The following is a 20438-nucleotide window of genomic DNA, read 5'->3' on the forward strand; positions in this document are numbered from 1 at the left end:
GGCCATGTCGAGCTCACGTCCAGGGAAAATGTCGGCACGACCGTTTCCTGCTATCTTCCTGCTGCGGTTGCCGCTTCGCCGGTGAAGATGGCCGAAAATTCCTGACGGGCACCATGGCACAATCTTTCCTTTTCGATAGGCGCGTTGCTTCTCTCGCCGGAACCGCAGCCCTCGCGAGTGAAATCGCGGATCTGCTGAAGCCCGGCGATATCATCGCCCTTGGCGGCACGCTGGGGGCGGGTAAGACAGCCTTTGCCCGGTCGCTGGTGCGGCATCTCGCGCGGGAGGATATCGACGTGCCGAGCCCGACCTATAATCTCCTGCTCACCTATGATTTCGATGATTTCTGCCTCTATCATTATGATCTCTATCGCCTCGAAAGCCCGGAGGAGGTGCTGGAGCTGGATATCGACGAGGCGTTTGATACCGGTGTTTCCTTAATCGAATGGCCGGACCGGCTTGGCCGGTATCTGCCCGAAAATCATTTACTGATCGAGATAATCTTAGAAGGGGAAAAAGCCGGGGACGCGAGAATTTTCCGATTTTCGGGAGATGATCGCTGGCGCCGCCGCCTTACCTCTGTGTCGGAGATGGGAGATGCGTGACGCCGCCCTCTCCGCCTTTCTTGCGCGAAACGGGTTGGAGGGCGCATCGCGGAAGCCGCTTGCCGGGGATGCTTCTTCCCGCCGCTATGAGCGGATCGAGACGGACGAAAAATCCCTGATCCTGATGGATGCGCCGCCGCCGGAAGACGTCGCTCGCTTCACTATGATTGCCAAGGCACTGACCGAGCGCGGCTACAGCGCACCCGAAATCCATGCGGAGGAGACGGCGGAAGGGTTTCTGCTGCTCGAAGATCTGGGGGACGATCTTTATGCCCGGCTGTTTGAGGCAGGGGTGGCGGAGCCGCCGTTATATCGCCTCGCCGTTGATTTCCTCGTTGATCTTGACAAATCACCCCCCCCTGTCTTCCTGCCTGAGTTTTCCGATGAGTATGTCCGCGCGCAGAACGAGATGTTCCTCGATTTTTATGTGCCGGAGAAAATCGATGCGCCGCTCGAGACTGAACCTCGGGAATTTTATGGCGACATTTGGGAGAATCTATTCTCAAAAATGCGCGTGGGGCCGGATGTGATGCTGCTTCGGGACTTTCATTCGGAAAATCTTCTGTATTTGAAAAATCGGAACGGGCTCAAATCCCTTGGCCTTCTCGATTTTCAGGATGCGTTGAAAGGCCCCGCCGCCTATGACCTCGTGTCCCTGTTGCAGGATGCCCGGCGGAACGTGGATGAGACGCTGGCATCGGAGATGATCTATCATTATCTCGATGAAACTGGTGTGGAGGAAGCTGCGTTTCGCGAATCCTATGCCATTCTCGGGGCGCACCGCGCCCTCCGGATCATGGGGATCTTCTGCCGACTTGCCAAAGTGGAGGGAAAGACGCGGTATCTCGACATGATCCCCAGAATGCAGAGGCACCTTGCAGGCAACCTTGCTCATCCGGGGCTGGTGGCGCTGCGCAACTGGCTCCAACTCACCATCGGGGAAGGAAAATCATGAGCACCCTTCCGGCGCTTTCAGAAATGCGGGCGATGATTCTGGCGGCGGGGCTCGGTACCCGCCTTCGCCCGATCACCGATGTCACGCCGAAACCGCTGGTAAAGGTCGCCGGAAGAGCATTGATTGATTATTGCTTCGATCTTTTGCGCCAGGCCGGGATCAGTCGCGCCGTCGTCAACAAACATCATCTGGCCGAGCAGATATCTGACTATGCCGGGGCGGTTACCGATCTTGAAGTCAATGTTTCCGATGAGACGCAAGCTTTGCTGGAAACCGGCGGCGGGGTGAAAAAGGCGCTACCGCTTCTCGGGGAATTGCCGTTCTTTGTGCTTAATTCCGATGTTATCGTTCTTGATAGCGGGGCGAGTTCCCTGCTTCAAATGCATGACATGTGGGAGGACGGCAAGATGGATGCGCTTCTGCTGCTGCATCCGGTGGAGACGGCCGTCGGTTATGCGGGGAGTGGCGATTTTCATCTGGGCGCGGATGGCCGCCTTGCCCGTCGCACGCAAGGGGAGGGCGCGCCTTATCTCTTTACCGGGGTGCAGCTCTTGAATCCCGCTCTTTTTGACGATATGCCGGAGGGGGCCTTCTCTCTCAACCTCTTCTATGACAAGGCGCTGGCGAACGGGCGGCTCTATGGTCTTGTTCATCACGGCCACTGGCTGCATGTCGGCACGCCCGAAGCGGTTATCGAGGCAGGCGAGAGGATCGAGGCGCTGACATGACGACACCGCATAAACCCCTGCGAATCCTCAATATTCCGCCGGAATATGCCTTTGTTGACGTGCTGGCGCGGGAATTGTTGCAGCGTCATGGCGCCACATTAAGTGATATTACCATTCTCACCACCACACGCCGCGCCGCGCGCGCCCTGCAGAGCGCCTTCCTGCGCGAGACGTCGGGAAAGGCGCTGATACTCCCGCGCATGCGCCCCATCGGCGACGTGGAGGAGGACGAGTTGCTGCTGGAGAGCGATCTTGGCATCGGCGGCGTGGGGGAGAAACTCCTGTCCCTGCCCCCGTCGATCGACCCGTTGCGGCGGCAGCTTCTGTTGAGCCGTCTGATCCAGGCACGCAGCGATCACTCCGGTGGGATTGCCGAGGCGGCGGGCCTTGCCACCGCGCTGGCCCGTTTTCTCGATCAGGTGCAGACAGAGGGATTGGACCTTGCAGACCTCAAGAATCTGGTGCCGGCGGAATATGCGACACATTGGCAGATCACGCTTGAATTTCTTGAAATTCTGAGCCTGAACTGGCCTGCGATCCTTACCGCTGAAGGCGCGATTGATCCGGCGCTGCGTCGGGATTTGCTGCTCCGGGCGCAGGCCGAGCATTGGCAGAAGAACCCGCCCGAAGCGCCGGTCTATGCGGTGGGGTCCACCGGGTCCATCCCGGCGACGGCGCTTTTGCTGAAAACCGTGGCCGAGCTGCCGAATGGAACGGTCGTCCTCCCAGGGCTTGATCGGCACCTGGACGCGGAAAGCTGGCAGGCACTCTCTCGCGATCCGGCGCATCCGCAGCATGGTCTTGCCCTGCTTCTGGGCAAGCTGGGCGTTTCCCGCGAAGAGGTTGAGGATTTGACCGACGCGGAGTTTCTTTCTTCCCCTTCGGCGCGATCCGCATTGATAGCAGAAGCCCTGCGGCCCGCCGCGACCAGCGATAAATGGCAACAGGCCGCCGCGCCGGACCCGTCCGCCCTTGATGGTATTCGCCAGCTTGATTGTCTTGATGCGCAAGGGGAGGCGCAGTCCATTGCGCTTCTTATGCGGGAGGCGTTGGAGACGGACGGCAAGACAGCTGTCCTGATCACGCCCGATCGCGATCTCTCCCGCCGCGTGGGAGCGGAGTTGCGTCGCTGGAATGTTGAGGTGGACGACAGCGCCGGGATCAGCCTCGATCAGTCACCGCCCGGTGTCTTTCTGCGTCTGCTTGCTCGTCTGATTGAAAGTGAGGCGGAGCCGGTTGCGCTGCTCGCCGCGCTCAAGCATCCGCTCGCGTCCGGCGGTGTTGCGCCGGAAATATTCCGTCGCCATGTTCGGGCGCTGGAGTTGGCGACTTTGCGCGGACCACGCCCGGCGTCTGGTTTTGAGGGTATCGCGAGAGCCCTTTCCACAGCCGAGGCGGATAAAGATATCAAAAGCTGGTTTCAGGGGCTTGCCGATCTGGCGGCCCCGCTTGAGGAAATGGTGAGATATGGCGAAGTTGACTTTGCAGAGTTCCTGAAGCTCTTTATTCAATTTGCGGAAAAACTCTCGACCCTGGCGGATGAGGAAAGTTCAGCACTCTGGCGCGGTAATTTCGGGGAGGCGGTGGCGGGCTTTCTCTCGGAGCTGATGCGCGCCGCCGATGTGATTGACGAGTTCGACCCGACAAGCTGGCCGGAGCTTCTTGATAACCTGATGCGCGGGCGTATGGTCCGCCCGCAATATGGCCTGCATCCGCGCCTGCAGATTTGGGGCCCGATCGAAGGGCGGCTGGGCCGTGCTGATCTGGTCATTCTGGGCGGGCTCAATGAAGGAAGCTGGCCCCCAGACGCCGGGAATGACCCCTGGATGAGCCGACCGATGCGGGAGAAATTTGGCCTTCCCCTGCCGGAACAGAAAATCGGCCTTTCCGCTCATGATTTTCAGCAGGCTTTCGGCGCGGCGGAGGTGGTGATGACCCGTGCCGCAAAAATCGACGGTACGCCGACAGTCCCGTCCCGCTGGCTGCTCCGGCTGGAGACGTTTCTTAAAAAATTCGATTTGGCGATGGGCAGGGAAGGGGCACGCACCGTTACCGACTGGCAGCAACAGCTGGATCAGCCGCTTGCAGTGGAGCCGGTTCTCGCGCCGCGCCCGACGCCGCCGGTGGACGCACGTCCCCGCCGCCTTTCTGTCACGCGGATCGAGAAATGGATCAAGGACCCCTACTCCATCTTTGCCGAACAAATTCTGAAGCTTTCCCCGCTTGATGAAATTGCCATGGACCCCTCCGCGGCGGACAAGGGCACCTTTATCCATGCCGCACTGGAAAGATTCGTCAATTATTACCCGGTGCAGCTTCCGCCCGATGCGCGCGAGAAGCTGCTGGAATTCGGCCGCGATGCCTTCGGGGATGTGCTGTCCTATCCTGCGGTCTGGGCCTTCTGGTGGCCCCGGTTTGAGCGGATTGCCGACTGGTTCGTCGAGTTCGAGACGGCGCGGCGCAAGCAATTCGAGACTCTTGGGACCGAGGTGAAGGGCGAGATAAAAATCCCCGCGCCCCATACGGAATTTGTGTTAAGCGGCACCGCCGACCGGATCGATATGTCAAAGGCCGACGGCACCCTGTCCATTCTGGACTATAAAACGGGTGCGCCGCCCTCCGTCACCGAAGTGGAAACCGGCGTTGCGCCGCAGCTCGCGCTGGAGGCGGCGATGGTTGCGAAAAACGGCTTCACCAAGATTACCGCCGCGCCGGTGGAGGAGCTCGCCTATGTGCGCTTAAGCGGTGGCGATCCAGCCGGGGAGTTCCGCATCGCCGGAGGCAGGAAATCCCCCTCGCCTGAGACATTGGCGGAGGAGGCGTATGAGGGTCTGCTCCGCCTGATTGCGCAGTTCGACCGGCAGGCGACGCCTTATTTAAGTTGCCCGCGCCCGGACCTGCCGTATCGCTTCAATGACTATGAGCATCTCGCCCGGGTCAAGGAATGGTCGAGCGGGGAGGATGCGGAATGAAGCATACCGATCTCGTCGAAAAGGGCATCGCCCGGCAGAAGCAGGCGGCGGATCCGGATAAATCGGTTTGGGTCTCCGCCTCCGCCGGGTCGGGCAAGACGCGCGTGCTGGTGGAGCGGAGCCTTCGGCTGATGCTGGCCGGGACGCCACCCGAAAAGATTCTCTGTATCACCTTCACCAAGGCGGCGGCGGCGGAAATGTCGAACCGGCTGAATGCCATGCTCGGCGATTGGTCGGTGATGGAGGATGCGTGCCTTGCCGAGAGCCTGCATGACCTGATGGGCCGGCCCGCCACGGAGGGTGAGACGATCTGGGCGCGACGGCTTTTTGCGAGCGTGCTGGATGCGCCGGGCGGGCTCAAGATCCAGACCATTCATTCCTTCTGTGAATCCGTTCTTGGCCGCTTCCCGCTAGAGGCGCGGCTGTCCCCTAATTTCGAAGTGATGGATGACCGCAGCGCGGCGGAAATCATGGAGATTGCCCGCGATGAGACCTTGCTCGATTGTCAGCGACCGGAAAATGCCGCCCTCGGCGCAGCTCTGCGGCTGGTCAGTGAAAAGGTCAATGAGGACGGGTTTTCCAAGCTCCTGAAAGATCTCGGGGGGAAGCGCAGCCAGTTGATGCGCCTGCGGGCGGAATTTGGCGGGCCCAATGGGGTAATTGTGGCGCTTGCGGCAAGGATCGGCATCGATGCGGATCTGACAGAAGAGCATATCATCGCCCGCGCCTGCCGCGATACAACGTTTGACGGGCCCGCATTGCGCCGCGCGGTGGACCGCCTGCTGATGGGCAACAAAACCGATGTCGCCACGGCAGAGAAGATGGCGCCATGGCTCCTTCAGCCTGATCGGCGTGCGGCCCTGTTCGAGGATTACGGCCAGGCCTTTTTCACCCAGAAACAGGAAATCAGGGCGCGTCTTGCGACGGACAAGGTCGCCAAAGCCAACCCGGAAATTCCTGATATCCTGCTCAAGGAAGCCGAGCGGCTGCTAAAGGTTTTGGAGACGATCCGCAAGGCGCGGGTGTTTACTTCCACCTCCGCCCTGATCCGGCTCGGGCTCGCGCTGGTGGATCGCTATGAAGAGGAAAAGGCCCATCGCGGACGGCTTGATTATGACGATCTGATCCTGAAAACCCGCGACCTGCTGACCGGTGATGGTGTTGCGCCCTGGGTGATGTACAAGCTGGACGGCGGTATTGAGCATATCCTCGTCGATGAGGCGCAGGATACAAGCGCGGAGCAATGGCAGGTGATCGCCGCACTGGCGGAGGAGTTTTTTACCGGCGAAGGGGCTGTCTCGACCGAACGGACCCTCTTCGTGGTGGGCGATGAAAAACAGTCGATCTATTCCTTTCAGGGGGCCGATCCCGCGACCTTCGATATCATGCGCCACCAGTTCGAGGAACGCGCCCATGCGGCGAAGAAAGGCTGGCGCAATGTCCCGCTCGATCTTTCGTTTCGCTCGACGGAGAGCGTGCTTGATCTGGTGGATCGGGTGTTCGAACCGGAACCAGCGCGAAAGGGGCTGACCGCGTCCGGCGATATGGTGAAGCATCTGGTCCGGCGCGCCGGAGAGGCGGGCCTTGTGGAAATCTGGCCCACGGTAAAGCCGCCGGATATTGACGCGGCGGATCCCTGGGAAATGCCGATGGCGCAGAATCTCGATAGGAACCCGGCAGCCGGTCTTGCCAAGAATATTGCCTTGCAGATCAAGGACTGGCTCGACACGGGCGAGGTTTTGAGTGCGACCGGACGCCCCGTCGCGCCCAAGGACATCATGATTCTCGTGCAGAGCCGGAATGTCTTCTTTAATCATGTGGTGCGGGCGCTTAAAACAGCGGATATCCCCGTTGCGGGAACAGACCGGATGGTGCTGACGGAACAGCTTGCGGTGATGGATTTGCTCGCGCTCGCGCGATTTGTGCTGTTGCCGGAAGATGATCTCAATCTCGCGGTGATTTTGAAAAGTCCGTTCGTTGGCTGCGATGATAATCAGCTGTTTGAGCTTGCTTACGACCGTAAAGGCAGCCTGTGGCGCGCCCTTCGCGATAACAAAACCGGGTTGCCCGTATTCGATCAGGCGCGCACCTTCCTCGGCGAGTTGTTGGCACGGGCGGATTTCGTGCCCGTCTATGAATTCTTCGCCGATATCCTCGGCCGTCTTGGCGGGCGGAAGAAGCTGCTCGGCCGTCTCGGGCAGGAGGCGGCGGACCCGATCGAGGAATTTCTCTCCCTCGCGCTTAATTTCCAGCGGACAGAGGCGAGCTCCCTGCAGAGCTTCCTGCACTGGATCGACGCCGGCGCGGCGGAAGTCAAACGCGATATGGAGCAAGGCCGCAATGAGGTGCGCGTGCTCACCGTGCATGGATCGAAGGGATTGCAGGCCCCGATTGTCTTCCTGCCAGATACCTGTCAGGGGACCCGTTCGCAGCCGACGGTTTTCTGGACGGAGGAAGAAGCCCCCTTCCCGCTCTGGCCGGTGAAGACCGATAATGACGATCCGCTGACCGCGCGGATGCGTATCCTCGCGAAGGAGAAGCAGCTCGAAGAGAAGAAGCGACTTCTCTATGTTGCGCTCACCCGGGCGGAGGACCGGCTCTATATCTGCGGCTGGGAAGGCAAGCGAAGCCGCCCGGCCGATTGCTGGTATGAACTTATTGATCCCGCTTTTGGGGAAGGGGTGGAAGAAGTCGCGCTCCCCTGGGGTGAAGTGGCGCGCCGCTGGTCAAGCGGGTCAGTAACTGAAAGAGCGGAAACGATTGAGACCGCGCCCATCCCGCCTGTGCCGCTCCCCGATTGGATTTCGCGGTTCGCACCCGATGAACCGAGCCCGCCGCGGCCGCTGGTGCCGTCCCGCGATGAGGATGAGACAGTGGCATCCTCCCCGCTTGGTCCGGATGAGGGTCGGCGGTTCCATCGGGGTCTTCTTATTCATCGGTTGCTGGAAACATTGCCCTCGATCGGCCCGGCCTCGCGGGAGACGGCGGCGAAAGCCTGGCTGGCTCGCCCGGTTCACGGATTGGAAGACGCGCAGCAGGATGAAATCCTGCAAGAAACCCTCAATGTGATCAATGATCCCGGTTTTTCCGCTATCTTCGGGCCGGGCAGTCAGGCGGAAGTTCCCATCAGCGGCCTGATCGATGGCCGGGTCCTGTCGGGACAGATCGACCGCCTTCTCATTGGTGAGGATGAGATCCTCGTGATCGATTACAAGACAAATCGTCCATCCCCCAATGAAATCAAGGATGTAGCGTCCTTATATATAAGACAGATGTCCCTCTACCGCCGTGCACTTAGCGCGATGTATCCCGGAAAAGTGGTGAAATGTGCGCTTCTCTGGACGGAGGGGCCGCATCTCATGGAACTGCCGGATGCGCTTTTGTGATCAAGGTTACTTGACGATGCAATAGGCGATACGTAATTATAGAGACAAGAAGTTTCCGCCGGGGTGCCGGAGAGCTTTTAATTTTTTGCCTGAAACGAGGATGTTATGACCACTACGAAAGTCACCGATGCTTCTTTTAAAGATGATGTTCTGGATAGTTCCGGTCTGGTGCTGGTCGATTTCTGGGCCGAATGGTGCGGTCCTTGTAAGCAGATTGCTCCGGCGCTCGATGAAATCTCCCAGGAAATGGGCGGCGATCTGAAGATTGCCAAAGTCAATATCGATGAAAACCCGAATACACCAACGAAGTATGGTGTGCGGGGTATTCCGACGCTGATGCTGTTCAAGGATGGCCAGATCGCCGCGACGAAAGTCGGCGCCTCCCCAAAAAGCGCCATTGAAGACTGGATCAAGTCAGCAGGCTGATTAAAAAAATCAGAACTAAACAAAAAAGCGGGCTTTCGGGTCCGCTTTTTTCTTGAAATGGAAGGAAAACCGGATGGCCAAGCTGATCAGCAATAGTCTCGCCCTTGAATATGAGGCTTTTGGTAATTCGTCCGATCCGGCGGTAATCCTGATTGCCGGGTTGGGGTTTCAGCTGATCGACTGGCCGGACGCCTTTTGCGAGGCGATTGCCGCGGAAAACTTCCATGTCATCCGCTTCGATAACCGGGATATCGGCCTGTCCCAGAAGCTCGATGAAAAGGGCCTGCCCGATATGGCGGGCATCATGCAGCAGCTTCAGGCCGGAGCTGCGCCCACGGTCCCCTATCATTTGAGCGATATGGCGGCCGATCTTGCCGGGCTGATGGACGGCCTTAGGATTGAGCGTGCGCATATGGTCGGCATGTCCATGGGAGGCATGATCGCGCAGTTGATGGCGATTTTCTATCCTGAAAAACTCCGCTCCTTGACCTCGATCATGTCATCGAGTGGAAACCGCCACTTGCCGCCTTCCACTCCGGCGGCGACCTCCGTTCTGATGTCCGCCCCGGCGAGCCAGAGTGTGGATGATGTGGTTGCGTTCGGGCTGGAAGTGAACGACGTGATCGGCAGCCCGGGCTTCCGCTGGGACCGCGAGGCGCTGGAAGATCATATCCGCGCCTGCGTTAAGCGCAGCTATGCTCCCGCCGGATATCTACGGCAATATGCGGCGCTCATGGCCGCCAATCCGCGGGTGTCGGAACTTCCCGGCGTCACGGCGCCAACCCTGGTTATCCACGGCAAGGACGATCCGCTCGTCCCGTATGCCGCCGGGGAGGATACGGCGCGGCTCATTCCGGGAGCAAAGCTGGAGCTGGTCGATGGCATGGGGCATGATCTCTCGCCTGCGCTGTGCGGCCATCTGGCGGGCCTTCTCATCCCGCATCTTGCCGCCAACCGTTAATCCCTAACGGAAAGCGGGTTCGTCAAAGCTGCGCAGTTTGCGCGAATGCAGGCTTTCCACGCCCTGCCGCCGGAGCTGCTGCAACGTATCGATACCGATATGCAGATGCTTCGACGTGCGCCCCTCATAGAATTTATTGGCCATGCCGGGCAGCTTGATTTCCCCATGGATCGGCTTGTCCGACACGCAAAGTAGCGTCCCGTAAGGCACCCGGAAGCGAAAACCATTCGCGGCGATGGTGGCGCTTTCCATATCCACGGCGATGGCGCGGGTCTGGTTGAAGCGGATGGCAAGCTCCCTATGCCGAAGCTCCCAGTCGCGGTCGTCGGTGGTGTAGACGGTGCCGGTCCTGAAATGCTCCTTAATGTCGGTGCCGCCGGTCGAGACATCGGCGGCACGTGCCACCGCCTCGGTCAGCGCGACCTGTATCTCGGCGATGGCGGGCAGCGGGACCGAGGGATGAATATCTTCATCCAGCACATGATCCTCGCGCACATAAGCATGGGCCAGCACAAAATCGCCAAGCCGCTGCGTATGGCGAAGGCCGCCACAATGCCCCACCATTAGCCAGCAATGCGGCCGGAGCACAGCGATATGATCGGTGATCGTCTTGGCATTGGACGGCCCGACACCGATATTGACCAGTGTAATGCCCATATGCTTCTCCCCCAGCAGATGATAGGCGGGCATCTGCGGCAGATGGCTGGGCGCGGTGCCGGTCGGCGGTTCATCCGTCAGCTGCGGGTTTGGTGTCACGACGTTTCCGGGCTCGACGAAGGCGCGGTAATCCTCTCCCTCCAGGACCTGCTTCTTGCCATATTCGACGAATTCATCGACATAGCGCTGGTAATTTGTGAACAGGACAAAGCGCTGGAAATGCTCCGGCACCGTGCCGGTATAATGGGCGAGCCGGGCCAGCGAATAATCCACCCGCTCCGCCGTGAAGAGCGCGAGAGGGCGAGGCAGGCCTTCAACAGGAACATAGGTGCCGTTGGCGATGCTGTCGTTAATATTGGCGAGGTCCGGCATGGTGAAAATCGACTGCAGCGCGGGCATATCATTGGCCGAAACATTGGAGGAGGCGGCCTCGATGACAAAGGGAAGCGGCATCGTCCGGTCACTGAGGCCGACATAGACCGGACGCTGATGATTTTTCAGGATCAGCCGGATTTGCTCCTTGTAGTAACTTTCGAACAGCGCTGGCTGGGTTACCGTTGTGCCAAAAGTTCCCGCCGCATCAATCTTGCCATAGGAACGTTTGCCGGTGCGGTTGATATCGGTGGAATCGACGGTCAGGCCGAGATAGGGATAATAGGCCGGATCGGCGGGGCTGGTTTTATCGCCGGTCTCAAACGCGCTGAAGCGGCTTTTCACCTTGGTGATATTTTCCTCATACAGCGCCGTGATCCGCTCGAACGCCGCATTTTCATCAGTGAATTCCTGAAGATCCGTGATATTCCCATGCGGCGTGCCCGCGTCCGTCAGAAACTCACTCATATTAGTCTTCCTTTTGCGATGAACTGCCCCTATGACAGTTCCTTAATTTCTATCTTTGTCTTCGTTGTTGTTTTACCATTAAAATATGACGAGGAAAATAGAGGATAAGCAGTCTTGGCAATGGTAACGCTGGCCCCGATGGAGGGGGTCGTCGATGTTTATATGCGCGATATTCTGACGCGGATCGGGGGTTTTGATCTGTGCGTGTCGGAATTCGTGCGCGTGAGCCAGCATCTTTATCCGGCCTCCGTCTTCCATACGCTCTGCCCGGAGTTGAAACAGGGCGGAAAAACGGCGGCGGGTGTTCCCGTGCATGTGCAGATTATGGGCGGGGAGGCCCATGTCATGGCGGAGAATGCCGCTTTCGCCACTGAGCTTGGCGCGCCGGGGATTGACATCAATTTCGGCTGTCCCGCGAAGACCGTGAACCGCCATGACGCCGGCGCGACACTCCTGCAATGGCCTGAACGGCTCCATGAAATCGTGTCTGCCGTGCGCCGTGCGGTGCCGGATGATATTCCGGTAAGTGCCAAGATGCGCCTTGGCTTTGCGGAGAAAAACCTCGCCATGGAGAATGCGCTTGCCATTGCCGAGGCAGGGGCAGGCAAACTCACTATTCACGCCCGCACAAAGATGGAAGGATACCGCCCGCCTGCCCATTGGGAACATCTGCGCCCGATTGCAGAACAGCTCAATATCCCGGTTGTTGCCAATGGGGAAATCTGGACGCCGGAAGATTATGTCCTCTGCCGGGAGGCGAGCGGCTGCGATGACGTGATGATCGGGCGCGGCGTGATTGCCCGCCCCAGCCTCGGCCGTGAAATAGCGCATAGGCGTTCGATCCGCGCGCCGATGTCGGGCACTGCCTTCAATTGGTCACAAATCCTTGGTATACTTGCAGAATATCACGATCTTATCGAGGGTATGGCCAATCCGCAGCGACAGGCGGGCCGGTTGAAACAATGGATAAAGCTGCTGGCGCGCAGCTATGAAGAAGCAGGGGTGCTGTTCACGTGCATTCGTCGGCTTGAGGATCCGCAGGATATTCTGGCAGAAGTCGTTGCGACAAAGGGGCGCGTGCTGGACGCCGCGTGAAGGGGAAAATGCTTGAGGGGGAGACGAAACACATGATGCGCCGATTGATCGGTCGCGGGATGCAGGCGATTGCCGTTGCAACAAGCGTGATGTTGCTGATCACCAGCTGCGTCATGCCACCACCACCCGCGTCATCGCTGCATGAGGCGTTGCTTCAGGATACCGGCTATCAACTTGGTAAGGAGACGACAAACGGCGGTGTCGAGCGGGCGGAATGCGCGGCGGAGAGCCGCTATGACGGGTCGGCCGGTCCTGTTTTGGTGCTGGTCTGTGTCGCGCCGCATAATGGTGAAGAGGGCCGTATTCGCTATCGTGTCAGCTATACTCCGCCGGAGGCCGGTCACCGGATCTGGAAAATCGATGCTTCCATCCCCGGCGCGACCTATCAGCAGCTTGATATCCTGGAGCAGCTGACCGGGAAATATGGCCCGGGCCGCAAAATAGAGGCGACCAAGACATGGCACTGGAACCTGGAGGCGGCGCATCTTGAACTGCGCGAAGACCAATATGGAGTTCATTTCATGCTGTGGGATCGCAGCCTGAGGCAAAGCTAAGGGCGAACGCGGCCGCCGCGATAGCGGAAAACCAAGGCCGCTATAGCCATTCCGGCAAGGACTCCGGACAAATTTGCAACAATATCCAAAAGTTCGAAGTCTCGGCCCGTAAGGGGTTGCAGAAACTCAACAAGAACGCTTACGATGAATGTAAATGTACTGAGTATTAGTCGTTGTCGCCAGTCGTGTCCCGCGTAGCAAGCAGCCAGTGCGAGTAGCGCATAGGCGGTAAAATGCCGGACCTTGTCATTGACCAGATTAGAGAAGGACGGCTCATTGCCGGGCGGCAAGAGGGAGAGAATAACCAGGGCCAACAAGCCCGCTCCCCAAAGGAACAAGGCAATTCGATAACTATTTTGATTATGAATATTCGTTGTGGTCATCGGTAATATTACGGCCCTTTGATTTATGAAAAATTAACGATAAGCGATGTAAATTACTATCAAGCGATGTATGATTTGTAATATTTTCTGCGGGCGCAGTCGAGACAAGCTTTACCAACCAACTTTTGACCATCGGTTTTGAAGCAGGAATCACGAGCGCCTGTTGTCGGAGAAATTTCGTTGAACAAGATTCCGGATAATGGTCTGAGCAGCAAAAAAATTACAGCAGAGAGTGGTGCTGCATATGGTGGTGGATACCCTCTTTCTTCGGGCGTATTGTCCCCGATTTTCTCGGTCCTTGATCTCTTCTGGCTGTTTCTGGCTGGATTTCTCAGTCATTATTTCGTGATTGGCGGCAGTTTGCTTGCTCATGAATACTATTCATATGCAGTTATCCTGGCGATGATCATCTTTTTCTTCCTTGGACATTATGCGCGGATTTACTCCTTCTCGACACTGCTTGCGCCGCTTACGAACCTGCCTAATCTCGCGATCGTTTGCGTCACAACCTTCATGTTGCTGCTGGCGGTGGCTTTTTCCCTGAAAGTATCCGAGGAATATTCACGGATATGGATGTATAGCTTCGCCTTTGCGTCCTTTGTTGTCATTCTGACATATCGGTTGGTCGCTTTTATCATCATCAACTATCTGGCTGATCGCGGTATATGCACACGTAAAGTCGTTGTTCTTGGCGGCGGAAAGCAGACGGAACAGTTGCTGCGCCAGCTCGAAAACGAAAAGCCGACGGTCAACAAGGTTGTGGGCATTTTCGATGACCGCATTGGCCGTGTCGGACCAACGGTTGCCGGGCATTCCCTGCTCGGGAATATTGAGGCGCTCATAAAATTCGTCCGCGAAAATCGTGTTGACGATATTATTGTTGCGCTGCCCTGGAACGCAGACGAACGGCAGCTGGAAATCGTCAGTCGCCTGCGCGAACTTCCGGCCCATGTCCATCTGGTATCCGATCTGGTGGGCTTTCGCTTTCCGCATCGACCGTCCCCTAATCATTTCGGTGGCCTGCCGATGATCGAGGTGGTGGATTCGCCGCTTTCCGGGTTCAAGATCGTAGTGAAGGCGCTGGAAGACCGCATTCTGGGTTCGCTGGCACTGCTTCTGTTCTCTCCGCTCTTGCTCGCAGTTGCCCTCGCGATCAAGCTGGAGAGCAAGGGGCCGGTGCTGTTCAAGCAGAAGCGTTATGGTTATAACAACAAAGTATTCGAGATCTATAAATTCCGCTCCATGTATCATGACGGGGAGGAACGCAAAAGAACTGTCCAGGCGTCAAAAGATGATCCACGCATAACCCGGGTCGGAAAATTTATCCGCCGGACCAGCCTGGATGAGTTGCCGCAGCTTTTCAACGTGGTCAACGGGACGATGTCGCTCGTCGGTCCGCGCCCTCACGCGGTGGATCACAACGAGGAGTACTCGGAACTGATCGAAGGCTATTTCGCCCGCCACAAGGTCAAGCCGGGGATTACCGGCTGGGCGCAGGTCAGGGGGTATCGCGGGGAGACGGACACGCTGGAGAAAATGGAAGCCAGGGTGAATTACGATACTTACTATGTCGAGAACTGGTCGCTGTTCTTTGACCTTCAAATTCTTGTCATGACAGTCTTTGTTGGATTCGTTAATAAAAACGCCTACTGATCGTATCAATCCTTGACATTTACCTCCGCGATGCGGAGAAAGAGGGCATGAGCTGTTGATTCTGTCCCGTATTGATGCGCAGGCGGGAGTTTTGTTCGTGTATATCGATTGTTGCGAAAAACGCTAAGATTTAGCGCAATGTTGCCAATTTATATCAGTTACCAACCATTCCTTAACTCTTTGAGCCTAAAAAGGCATGTGGCATTTGTTGATCGGCTCGGATGGTTGTAAAATTTTAACCATAAGGACGACTTACAAGACGTCGAGCAGAAATTAATTAGATTGATTAAATTGAAAAAATCCGAGCAATAGAATGAGCCAAGATTTTACCCTCCCCGAAGAAGAAGCTTCGCCGATTAATATTGAGCGGATCATTTCAGCCGCCAAAAGGCGCTTTCTCTTCTTTCTGATCCCATTCGTTCTGGTTCTGGCCGGTGCTATCGCGGTGATCCTGATTTTGCCGCCGCTTTATAGCGCCTACGGCACTATTCTTGTCGAAACGCAGCAAATCTCTCCCGATCTTATTGAATCGACCGTCAGTTCCGATCCGGATCAGCGGATCCGGATGATTGAGCAACGAGTGATGACCCGGGAAAACCTGCTTAAAATTATCGACAAATTCAGCGTCTATGGAGAAGACAGGAAGTTTCTGACGGTTTCCGAACTTGTCTTCCAAATGCAGGATAACATCGCGATTGATGTGATCACCTCGTCTTTTTCTGGAAACAGGAGAGGGGAGACGACGATTGCGTTCTATGTCGGCTTTAGTCATGAAAATCCGCAGATTGCAACAGATGTTGCCAATGAATTGGTCACGCTGTTTCTGAGCGAAAACGTTCGGACGCGAACCGAGCGGGCATCCGAGGCAACGGCCTTCCTGTCTGATGAGGCGGCCAAGGTTCGCCGTCAGTTGACCCAGGTTGAAAGCGAGATTGTCGCCTACAAGCAGAAATACAAGGATGCCCTGCCGGAGCATCTGGGCCTGCGCCAGAGCATGCTGGATAGGTCGGAAGATCAAGTGCGCGACCTGCGCCGGGATTTGCGCGCGCTTCAAGAAGACAAACGCTATCTGGAGATTGAGCTGACCTCCGCCCGATCCGGCCGCACAGGCAGCGGGGGCGAGCAGTCTGAACTGGCGCAAAATCTGTCTACCTTGAAGGATAGCCTGCTGGAGGCTTCCACGCGGCTGACGGATTCGCATCCGGATATCATGGCGCTGAAGAAGCGGATTGCCGCCTTGGAACAGCAGGTCGAGCAGGAAACTGCGGCGGCACTTGCTGCGGCGTCGCAGGGTCAGGCCGCCGCGGGCAGTGTATATAACCCGGTTGTTGAGAAACTTCAGATCCGCATTGCGGCGACGGATGATAAGATTGCAGAAACGCGCCGCCAGATTTCGACAACCACCGCCAAAATGAGAGACCTTGAGGGAATTATTCTCGAAATTCCGCAGGTTGAGCGTGGCTTGACCGTTCTGGACCGTACTTATACTGATTTGCTGGACAAGCTGAATTCTCTCGAATCGAAACAAGCCCAGGCGCAGCTCTCGCAGAATCTCGAAGAAGAGAAGAAGGCGGAACGCTTTGTTCTGCTTGAGCCGCCGGTTGTTCCGACGGAGCCGGTTTCCCCGAACAGGAAAAAGATTCTGGGTATTGGCGGATTCCTTGCGCTTGTCGTCGGGGTGGCCTGTGTCTTCCTGATCGAGTTGATCGACCGGCGAATTCACAGTGCATCCGAACTGGAAGCGGTGCTCAAGCATCCGCCTATTGTGTCCATACCCTATATTCACACACGCCAGGAAAATGTGCGGAACCGGATGAAGATTTTTATGTATTTTCTCATCCCGATTGCCTTGCTTGCCCTGTTGCTCGCGGCCGTACATTATTTTTATCAACCGTTGGATGATCTGTTTTACAAGGTCTGGGTGGCTATCGACAGACTATTGGTCGCATTTTAAGAGGGGACTGACGTGGAACGTATTAAGGAAGCCATTGCCAAGGCCAAGGAAAAGCAGGCGGGCGGTTTTTCGGAGCGGACAAGCACCACTAAAAAGACTGCGCACAACACTGAAATCGTCGAAGGTCCGATTGTTTACAACCAGACACGCGTTGTCGATCTTAGCCTGGCGCATCTGGAAGAAAACAGGATCATTACGCTGGATAGTGAAGATCCCAATTCGATCAGCTTTGATATCTTAAGGACGCAGGTTCTGGCGAAGATGGAGGCCAATAACTGGCGAACCCTTGCCATCACCTCGCCGACGCCGGCTTGCGGTAAAACGGTGGTCGCGATCAATCTGGCGCTCAGCATTGCCAAGCAAACCGACTATACGGCGCTTCTTGTCGACTTCGATTTGCGCCGTCCGCAAGTGGCCGCCTATCTCGGGTTGCCGAAAGAGAACAGCTTTGCCGAATATCTCGACGGCAAGATCGAATTTAACGACGCCCTGGTGAACCCGGGCATTCCCCGGTTTGTGGTTCTGCCAAACCGTCGGGCGGTTAAGAATTCAACTGAAATCCTGACGTCACGCCGCGTAAAATCCATGGTGGCGGACCTTCGGGACCGGTATGAGAAACGCATCTGCATTTTTGATTTACCGCCGCTCAAAGCGACGGACGATGCCATTGCCTTTATTCCGCAGGTTGACTGTGTGTTGATGGTGGTGGCCAGTGGGGAGACGAAACCCAGCGAAGTCAAGGATTGCCGTCGTCAGCTTCAATCGAGTAACCTCTTGGGCGTCGTTCTGAATAAATCAGAGGAAGTCGCCAAAACTTACTATTACTAGAGCTCAATAGCGGCCATGGCAGTAGCACTATTGCCTGTCGTATTTCTGTCGCGATAATTGAGTAAAGGAAGAATAGCGAGAGGATGAATGGAACTGGCCCTACAACGGATTGACCGAACGCGACTGTTGTTGCCAGCCCTTCTGTGCCTGGTCCTCCTGATCTACATACCCGACGGTTTGCTGCTATGGGATGACTGGATGAATGTCGAGGAATTCAGTCACGGGCCCTTGATGCTGGCCGTTGCGCTTTATCTTCTCTGGGCTCGACGGGAGCTACTTTCCTCTCATGATACTCGCGGCAACTGGATCGGGCTTGTTTTCTGCTTGATCGCGGCGGCGGTATATTCTTTGGCGGTCAAGGCGGGGATCGAGAATGTCCGCCATATCAGCCTGTTTCTGATGATACTCGGGCTGTTCGTCGTCTTTGGCGGGATGACCTATGGCCGCTATGTGTTGCCATCGCTTATCCTCCTGCCTTTTGTGGTGCCGCCGCCTGCTTTTCTGAACGCCAACCTGACCTATGGTTTGCAGCTTCTTTCCACGGATATGAGCGTCGCTTTGTTGCGCGCGGCCGGGCTTTCCGTCTATCAGGATGGAAATATCATCGATATGGGAACCATCAAGCTGGCGGTTGTCGAGGCTTGCGCAGGCCTGCGGTATCTCTATCCGATGATCGGGCTGGGCGTTCTTCTGGCGATGTTGTTCGATATGCCGCTTTGGAAACGGGCCCTGTTTGTCGTCATTGCGGGCATTGTTTCAATCATTATGAACAGTATCCGGATTTTCCTAACAGGCGCCTTTGCGGAATGGACGGATACGGCAGTCTCGGACGGATTTTTCCATCTATTTGAAGGTTGGGTCTTCTTCCTGTTTTCCTTTGCGGTCATGTTGGCTATTTGCTATTTGACGCTCAACAAACGCGAAAAAGCGACGCTTGGCGACGGTGTCCTGAAGGCCTCCGTTCCTGCGGCGCAGCAAATGGAAAAGCCGGTGCGCCTCGGGCCGATTCTCGGCGCGATGCTGCTCTGCGCTGCTTTTGCTCCGGCGATCGTAATGCTCCGGGGGATTGAACCGGAAATCCCTGACCGGCGACTGTTCAACAGCTTTCCGCTCAAAATCAATAACATGATCGCCGAGGAGGACGTGCTCCCCAAGGTGGAGCAGACCATCCTCAATATGAGCGATTATTTCCTCGGACATTACCGGGGGGGCGAGGTGCTGCCGATTACCTTGTTTATCGGGTATTATGACCGGCAGTCTGCCGGAAGCACGCCACACTCACCGCGTGTCTGCATTCCCTCTGGCGGTTGGCAGATAGAGGAACTGACAGAAACCACCCTGAAAAATGGCGCTCAATCGGTACCGGCAAATCGCGTTCTCGTCACCCGTGGAGAAGACAGGTTGCTGGTCTATTACTGGTTCAAGCAGCGTGGAAAATATATCGCGAATGAATATATGGCGAAGTTCAACCTGCTGTGGGGCGGGCTTTCCTCTGCCCGGATGGACGGTTCGCTCATCCGGTTATCGATGCCGATAAAGACGGGCATGACGGAGGCACAGGCGGATGCGGAACTTGCGGCCTTTTCAGAAGAGTTGTTTAAGGTTCTTCCGGTATATGTACCGGACTAGATGGTCACGTGAATAACGATTGGTAAGTACAAAGTAATGTCGGGTAGTAAATCTGAAATAAAAATCGGCTTGTTCGGGGCGGCGCCGGATACAACGAATATGGGCGTTTCCGCTCTTTTCGCCTCGACCGTCGAAGGTATAACGGAGCGGCTGCCCAATGCCCGTTTTGCCGTCTTCGACAATGAACTCGGGAAACGCTTGGAAACCCACCATTTTTCCGAAGGCCATAAGTTCGAGGTGGCGCATATCGGGATTCGCGCCGGGCATCGCTATTATCTGCCGGAAAATATTGTTGCCATCTCCGCGCTCTCTCATTTGGGAGTGTTTGGTGCGATGATGAATTCTGTCATACGGAATATTGACAATTTTGACGTTGTCCTCGATATCTCCGGTGGCGACAGCTTCAGTGATATCTATGGCGTGAAACGTTTTATGAGCGTTGTCCGCCCCAAGCTGATTTCCCTCAAAAGGCATGTTCCGCTGATTTTGCTGCCGCAGACGTATGGTCCTTACTATGACCCGAAGTTCAACCGGATTGCGATTGAGGCGGTCAAGGGTGCGGGTATGGCCTGGGCGCGCGATCCGAACAGTTATGAGATCCTCAAAAATATGCTGGGTGATGATTTTGACCCGGCACGGCACAGAAGTGGCGTGGATTTCGCTTTCGCGCTGGGTATCCGGAGCGCCGAAGGCATGATTGGCGCCCCTCTCTGTCAGGCAGTGTCGGAAAAGCAAGCGGTAAAACCGCTTGTCGGCTTGAATGTGAGCGGTCTTATATATAACGATCCCAATGCCGCCGTGTCCCAATATGG

16 protein-coding genes are annotated in these 20438 nt (G+C 56.6%); 14 read left to right on the forward strand and 2 right to left on the reverse strand.

The genetic code is table 11. The annotated features are described in order from the left end of the window. The first annotated feature begins 113 nt into the window (after positions 1-113). From tsaE to P1U71_RS15495, 7 genes are all read left to right on the forward strand, one after another. The gene (tsaE, locus tag P1U71_RS15465; RefSeq protein ID WP_301106529.1) at positions 114-605 is read left to right on the forward strand and encodes a tRNA (adenosine(37)-N6)-threonylcarbamoyltransferase complex ATPase subunit type 1 TsaE; all 492 of its coding nucleotides are present in this window, start codon (positions 114-116) and stop codon (positions 603-605) included. After that, positions 598-1560, forward strand: a complete 963-nt coding sequence (locus P1U71_RS15470) for a phosphotransferase (RefSeq protein WP_301106530.1) — start codon at positions 598-600, stop codon at positions 1558-1560. The genes tsaE and P1U71_RS15470 overlap by 8 nt, the downstream gene beginning before the upstream one ends. After that, entirely contained in the window at positions 1557-2288 is a 732-nt protein-coding gene (locus P1U71_RS15475; RefSeq protein WP_301106531.1) for a nucleotidyltransferase family protein, read from the forward strand. Before P1U71_RS15470 ends, P1U71_RS15475 begins: the two co-directional genes overlap by 4 nt. Next, on the forward strand, positions 2285-5260 hold the full coding sequence (gene addB / locus P1U71_RS15480) for a double-strand break repair protein AddB (RefSeq protein WP_301106532.1): 2976 nt from the start codon (positions 2285-2287) through the stop codon (positions 5258-5260). The genes P1U71_RS15475 and addB overlap by 4 nt, the downstream gene beginning before the upstream one ends. Then, positions 5257-8646 carry a double-strand break repair helicase AddA gene (gene addA, locus P1U71_RS15485; RefSeq protein WP_301106533.1) on the forward strand — a complete coding sequence of 1130 codons (3390 nt, stop codon included), beginning with the start codon at positions 5257-5259 and terminating at the stop codon, positions 8644-8646. The genes addB and addA overlap by 4 nt, the downstream gene beginning before the upstream one ends. 105 nt (positions 8647-8751) lie before the next feature. After that, positions 8752-9072 carry a thioredoxin TrxA gene (trxA, locus tag P1U71_RS15490; RefSeq protein WP_301106534.1) on the forward strand — a complete coding sequence of 107 codons (321 nt, stop codon included), beginning with the start codon at positions 8752-8754 and terminating at the stop codon, positions 9070-9072. A gap of 73 nt (positions 9073-9145) precedes the next feature. Beyond that, entirely contained in the window at positions 9146-10033 is an 888-nt protein-coding gene (locus P1U71_RS15495) for an alpha/beta fold hydrolase (RefSeq protein WP_301106535.1), read from the forward strand. A gap of 3 nt (positions 10034-10036) precedes the next feature. Here P1U71_RS15495 and P1U71_RS15500 read toward each other — a convergent pair whose 3' ends face one another. Further along, positions 10037-11530: an AMP nucleosidase gene (locus tag P1U71_RS15500; protein ID WP_301106536.1), complete on the reverse strand. Its 1494-nt coding sequence runs from the start codon at positions 11528-11530 to the stop codon at positions 10037-10039. Positions 11531-11650: 120 nt separating this feature from the next. On the opposite strand from P1U71_RS15500, the gene P1U71_RS15505 reads away from it, so the two are divergent. Further along, positions 11651-12625: a tRNA-dihydrouridine synthase gene (locus P1U71_RS15505; RefSeq protein WP_301106544.1), complete on the forward strand. Its 975-nt coding sequence runs from the start codon at positions 11651-11653 to the stop codon at positions 12623-12625. A gap of 32 nt (positions 12626-12657) precedes the next feature. Further along, the gene (locus P1U71_RS15510) at positions 12658-13179 is read left to right on the forward strand and encodes a hypothetical protein (protein WP_301106537.1); all 522 of its coding nucleotides are present in this window, start codon (positions 12658-12660) and stop codon (positions 13177-13179) included. Here the strand turns inward: P1U71_RS15510 and P1U71_RS15515 are convergent. After that, entirely contained in the window at positions 13176-13562 is a 387-nt protein-coding gene (locus P1U71_RS15515) for a VanZ family protein (RefSeq protein WP_301106538.1), read from the reverse strand. The two genes, P1U71_RS15510 and P1U71_RS15515, sit on opposite strands and share 4 nt — an antisense overlap. Positions 13563-13742: 180 nt before the next feature. Here P1U71_RS15515 and P1U71_RS15520 point away from each other — a divergent pair, with 180 nt between their 5' ends. The 5 genes from P1U71_RS15520 to P1U71_RS15540 form a co-directional block, all read left to right on the forward strand. After that, positions 13743-15215: an undecaprenyl-phosphate glucose phosphotransferase gene (locus P1U71_RS15520; RefSeq protein WP_301106539.1), complete on the forward strand. Its 1473-nt coding sequence runs from the start codon at positions 13743-13745 to the stop codon at positions 15213-15215. A 313-nt stretch (positions 15216-15528) separates the two neighbouring features. Next, positions 15529-17169 (forward strand): hypothetical protein, encoded by a 1641-nt coding sequence (locus P1U71_RS15525; protein WP_301106540.1) that lies wholly within the window; start codon positions 15529-15531, stop codon positions 17167-17169. Between the two features lie 12 nt (positions 17170-17181). Then, a complete protein-coding gene (locus P1U71_RS15530; RefSeq protein WP_301106541.1) occupies positions 17182-17997 on the forward strand; it encodes a CpsD/CapB family tyrosine-protein kinase in 816 nt (271 codons plus the stop codon). Between the two features lie 87 nt (positions 17998-18084). Beyond that, positions 18085-19626: a VPLPA-CTERM-specific exosortase XrtD gene (gene xrtD, locus P1U71_RS15535; protein ID WP_301106542.1), complete on the forward strand. Its 1542-nt coding sequence runs from the start codon at positions 18085-18087 to the stop codon at positions 19624-19626. A gap of 36 nt (positions 19627-19662) precedes the next feature. Further along, the coding region (locus tag P1U71_RS15540) for a polysaccharide pyruvyl transferase family protein (RefSeq protein WP_301106543.1) at positions 19663-20438 on the forward strand (776 nt) is incomplete at its 3' end.

The sequence above is a fragment of the Sneathiella sp. genome, assembly GCF_029233945.1.
GTDB lineage: Bacteria > Pseudomonadota > Alphaproteobacteria > Sneathiellales > Sneathiellaceae > Sneathiella.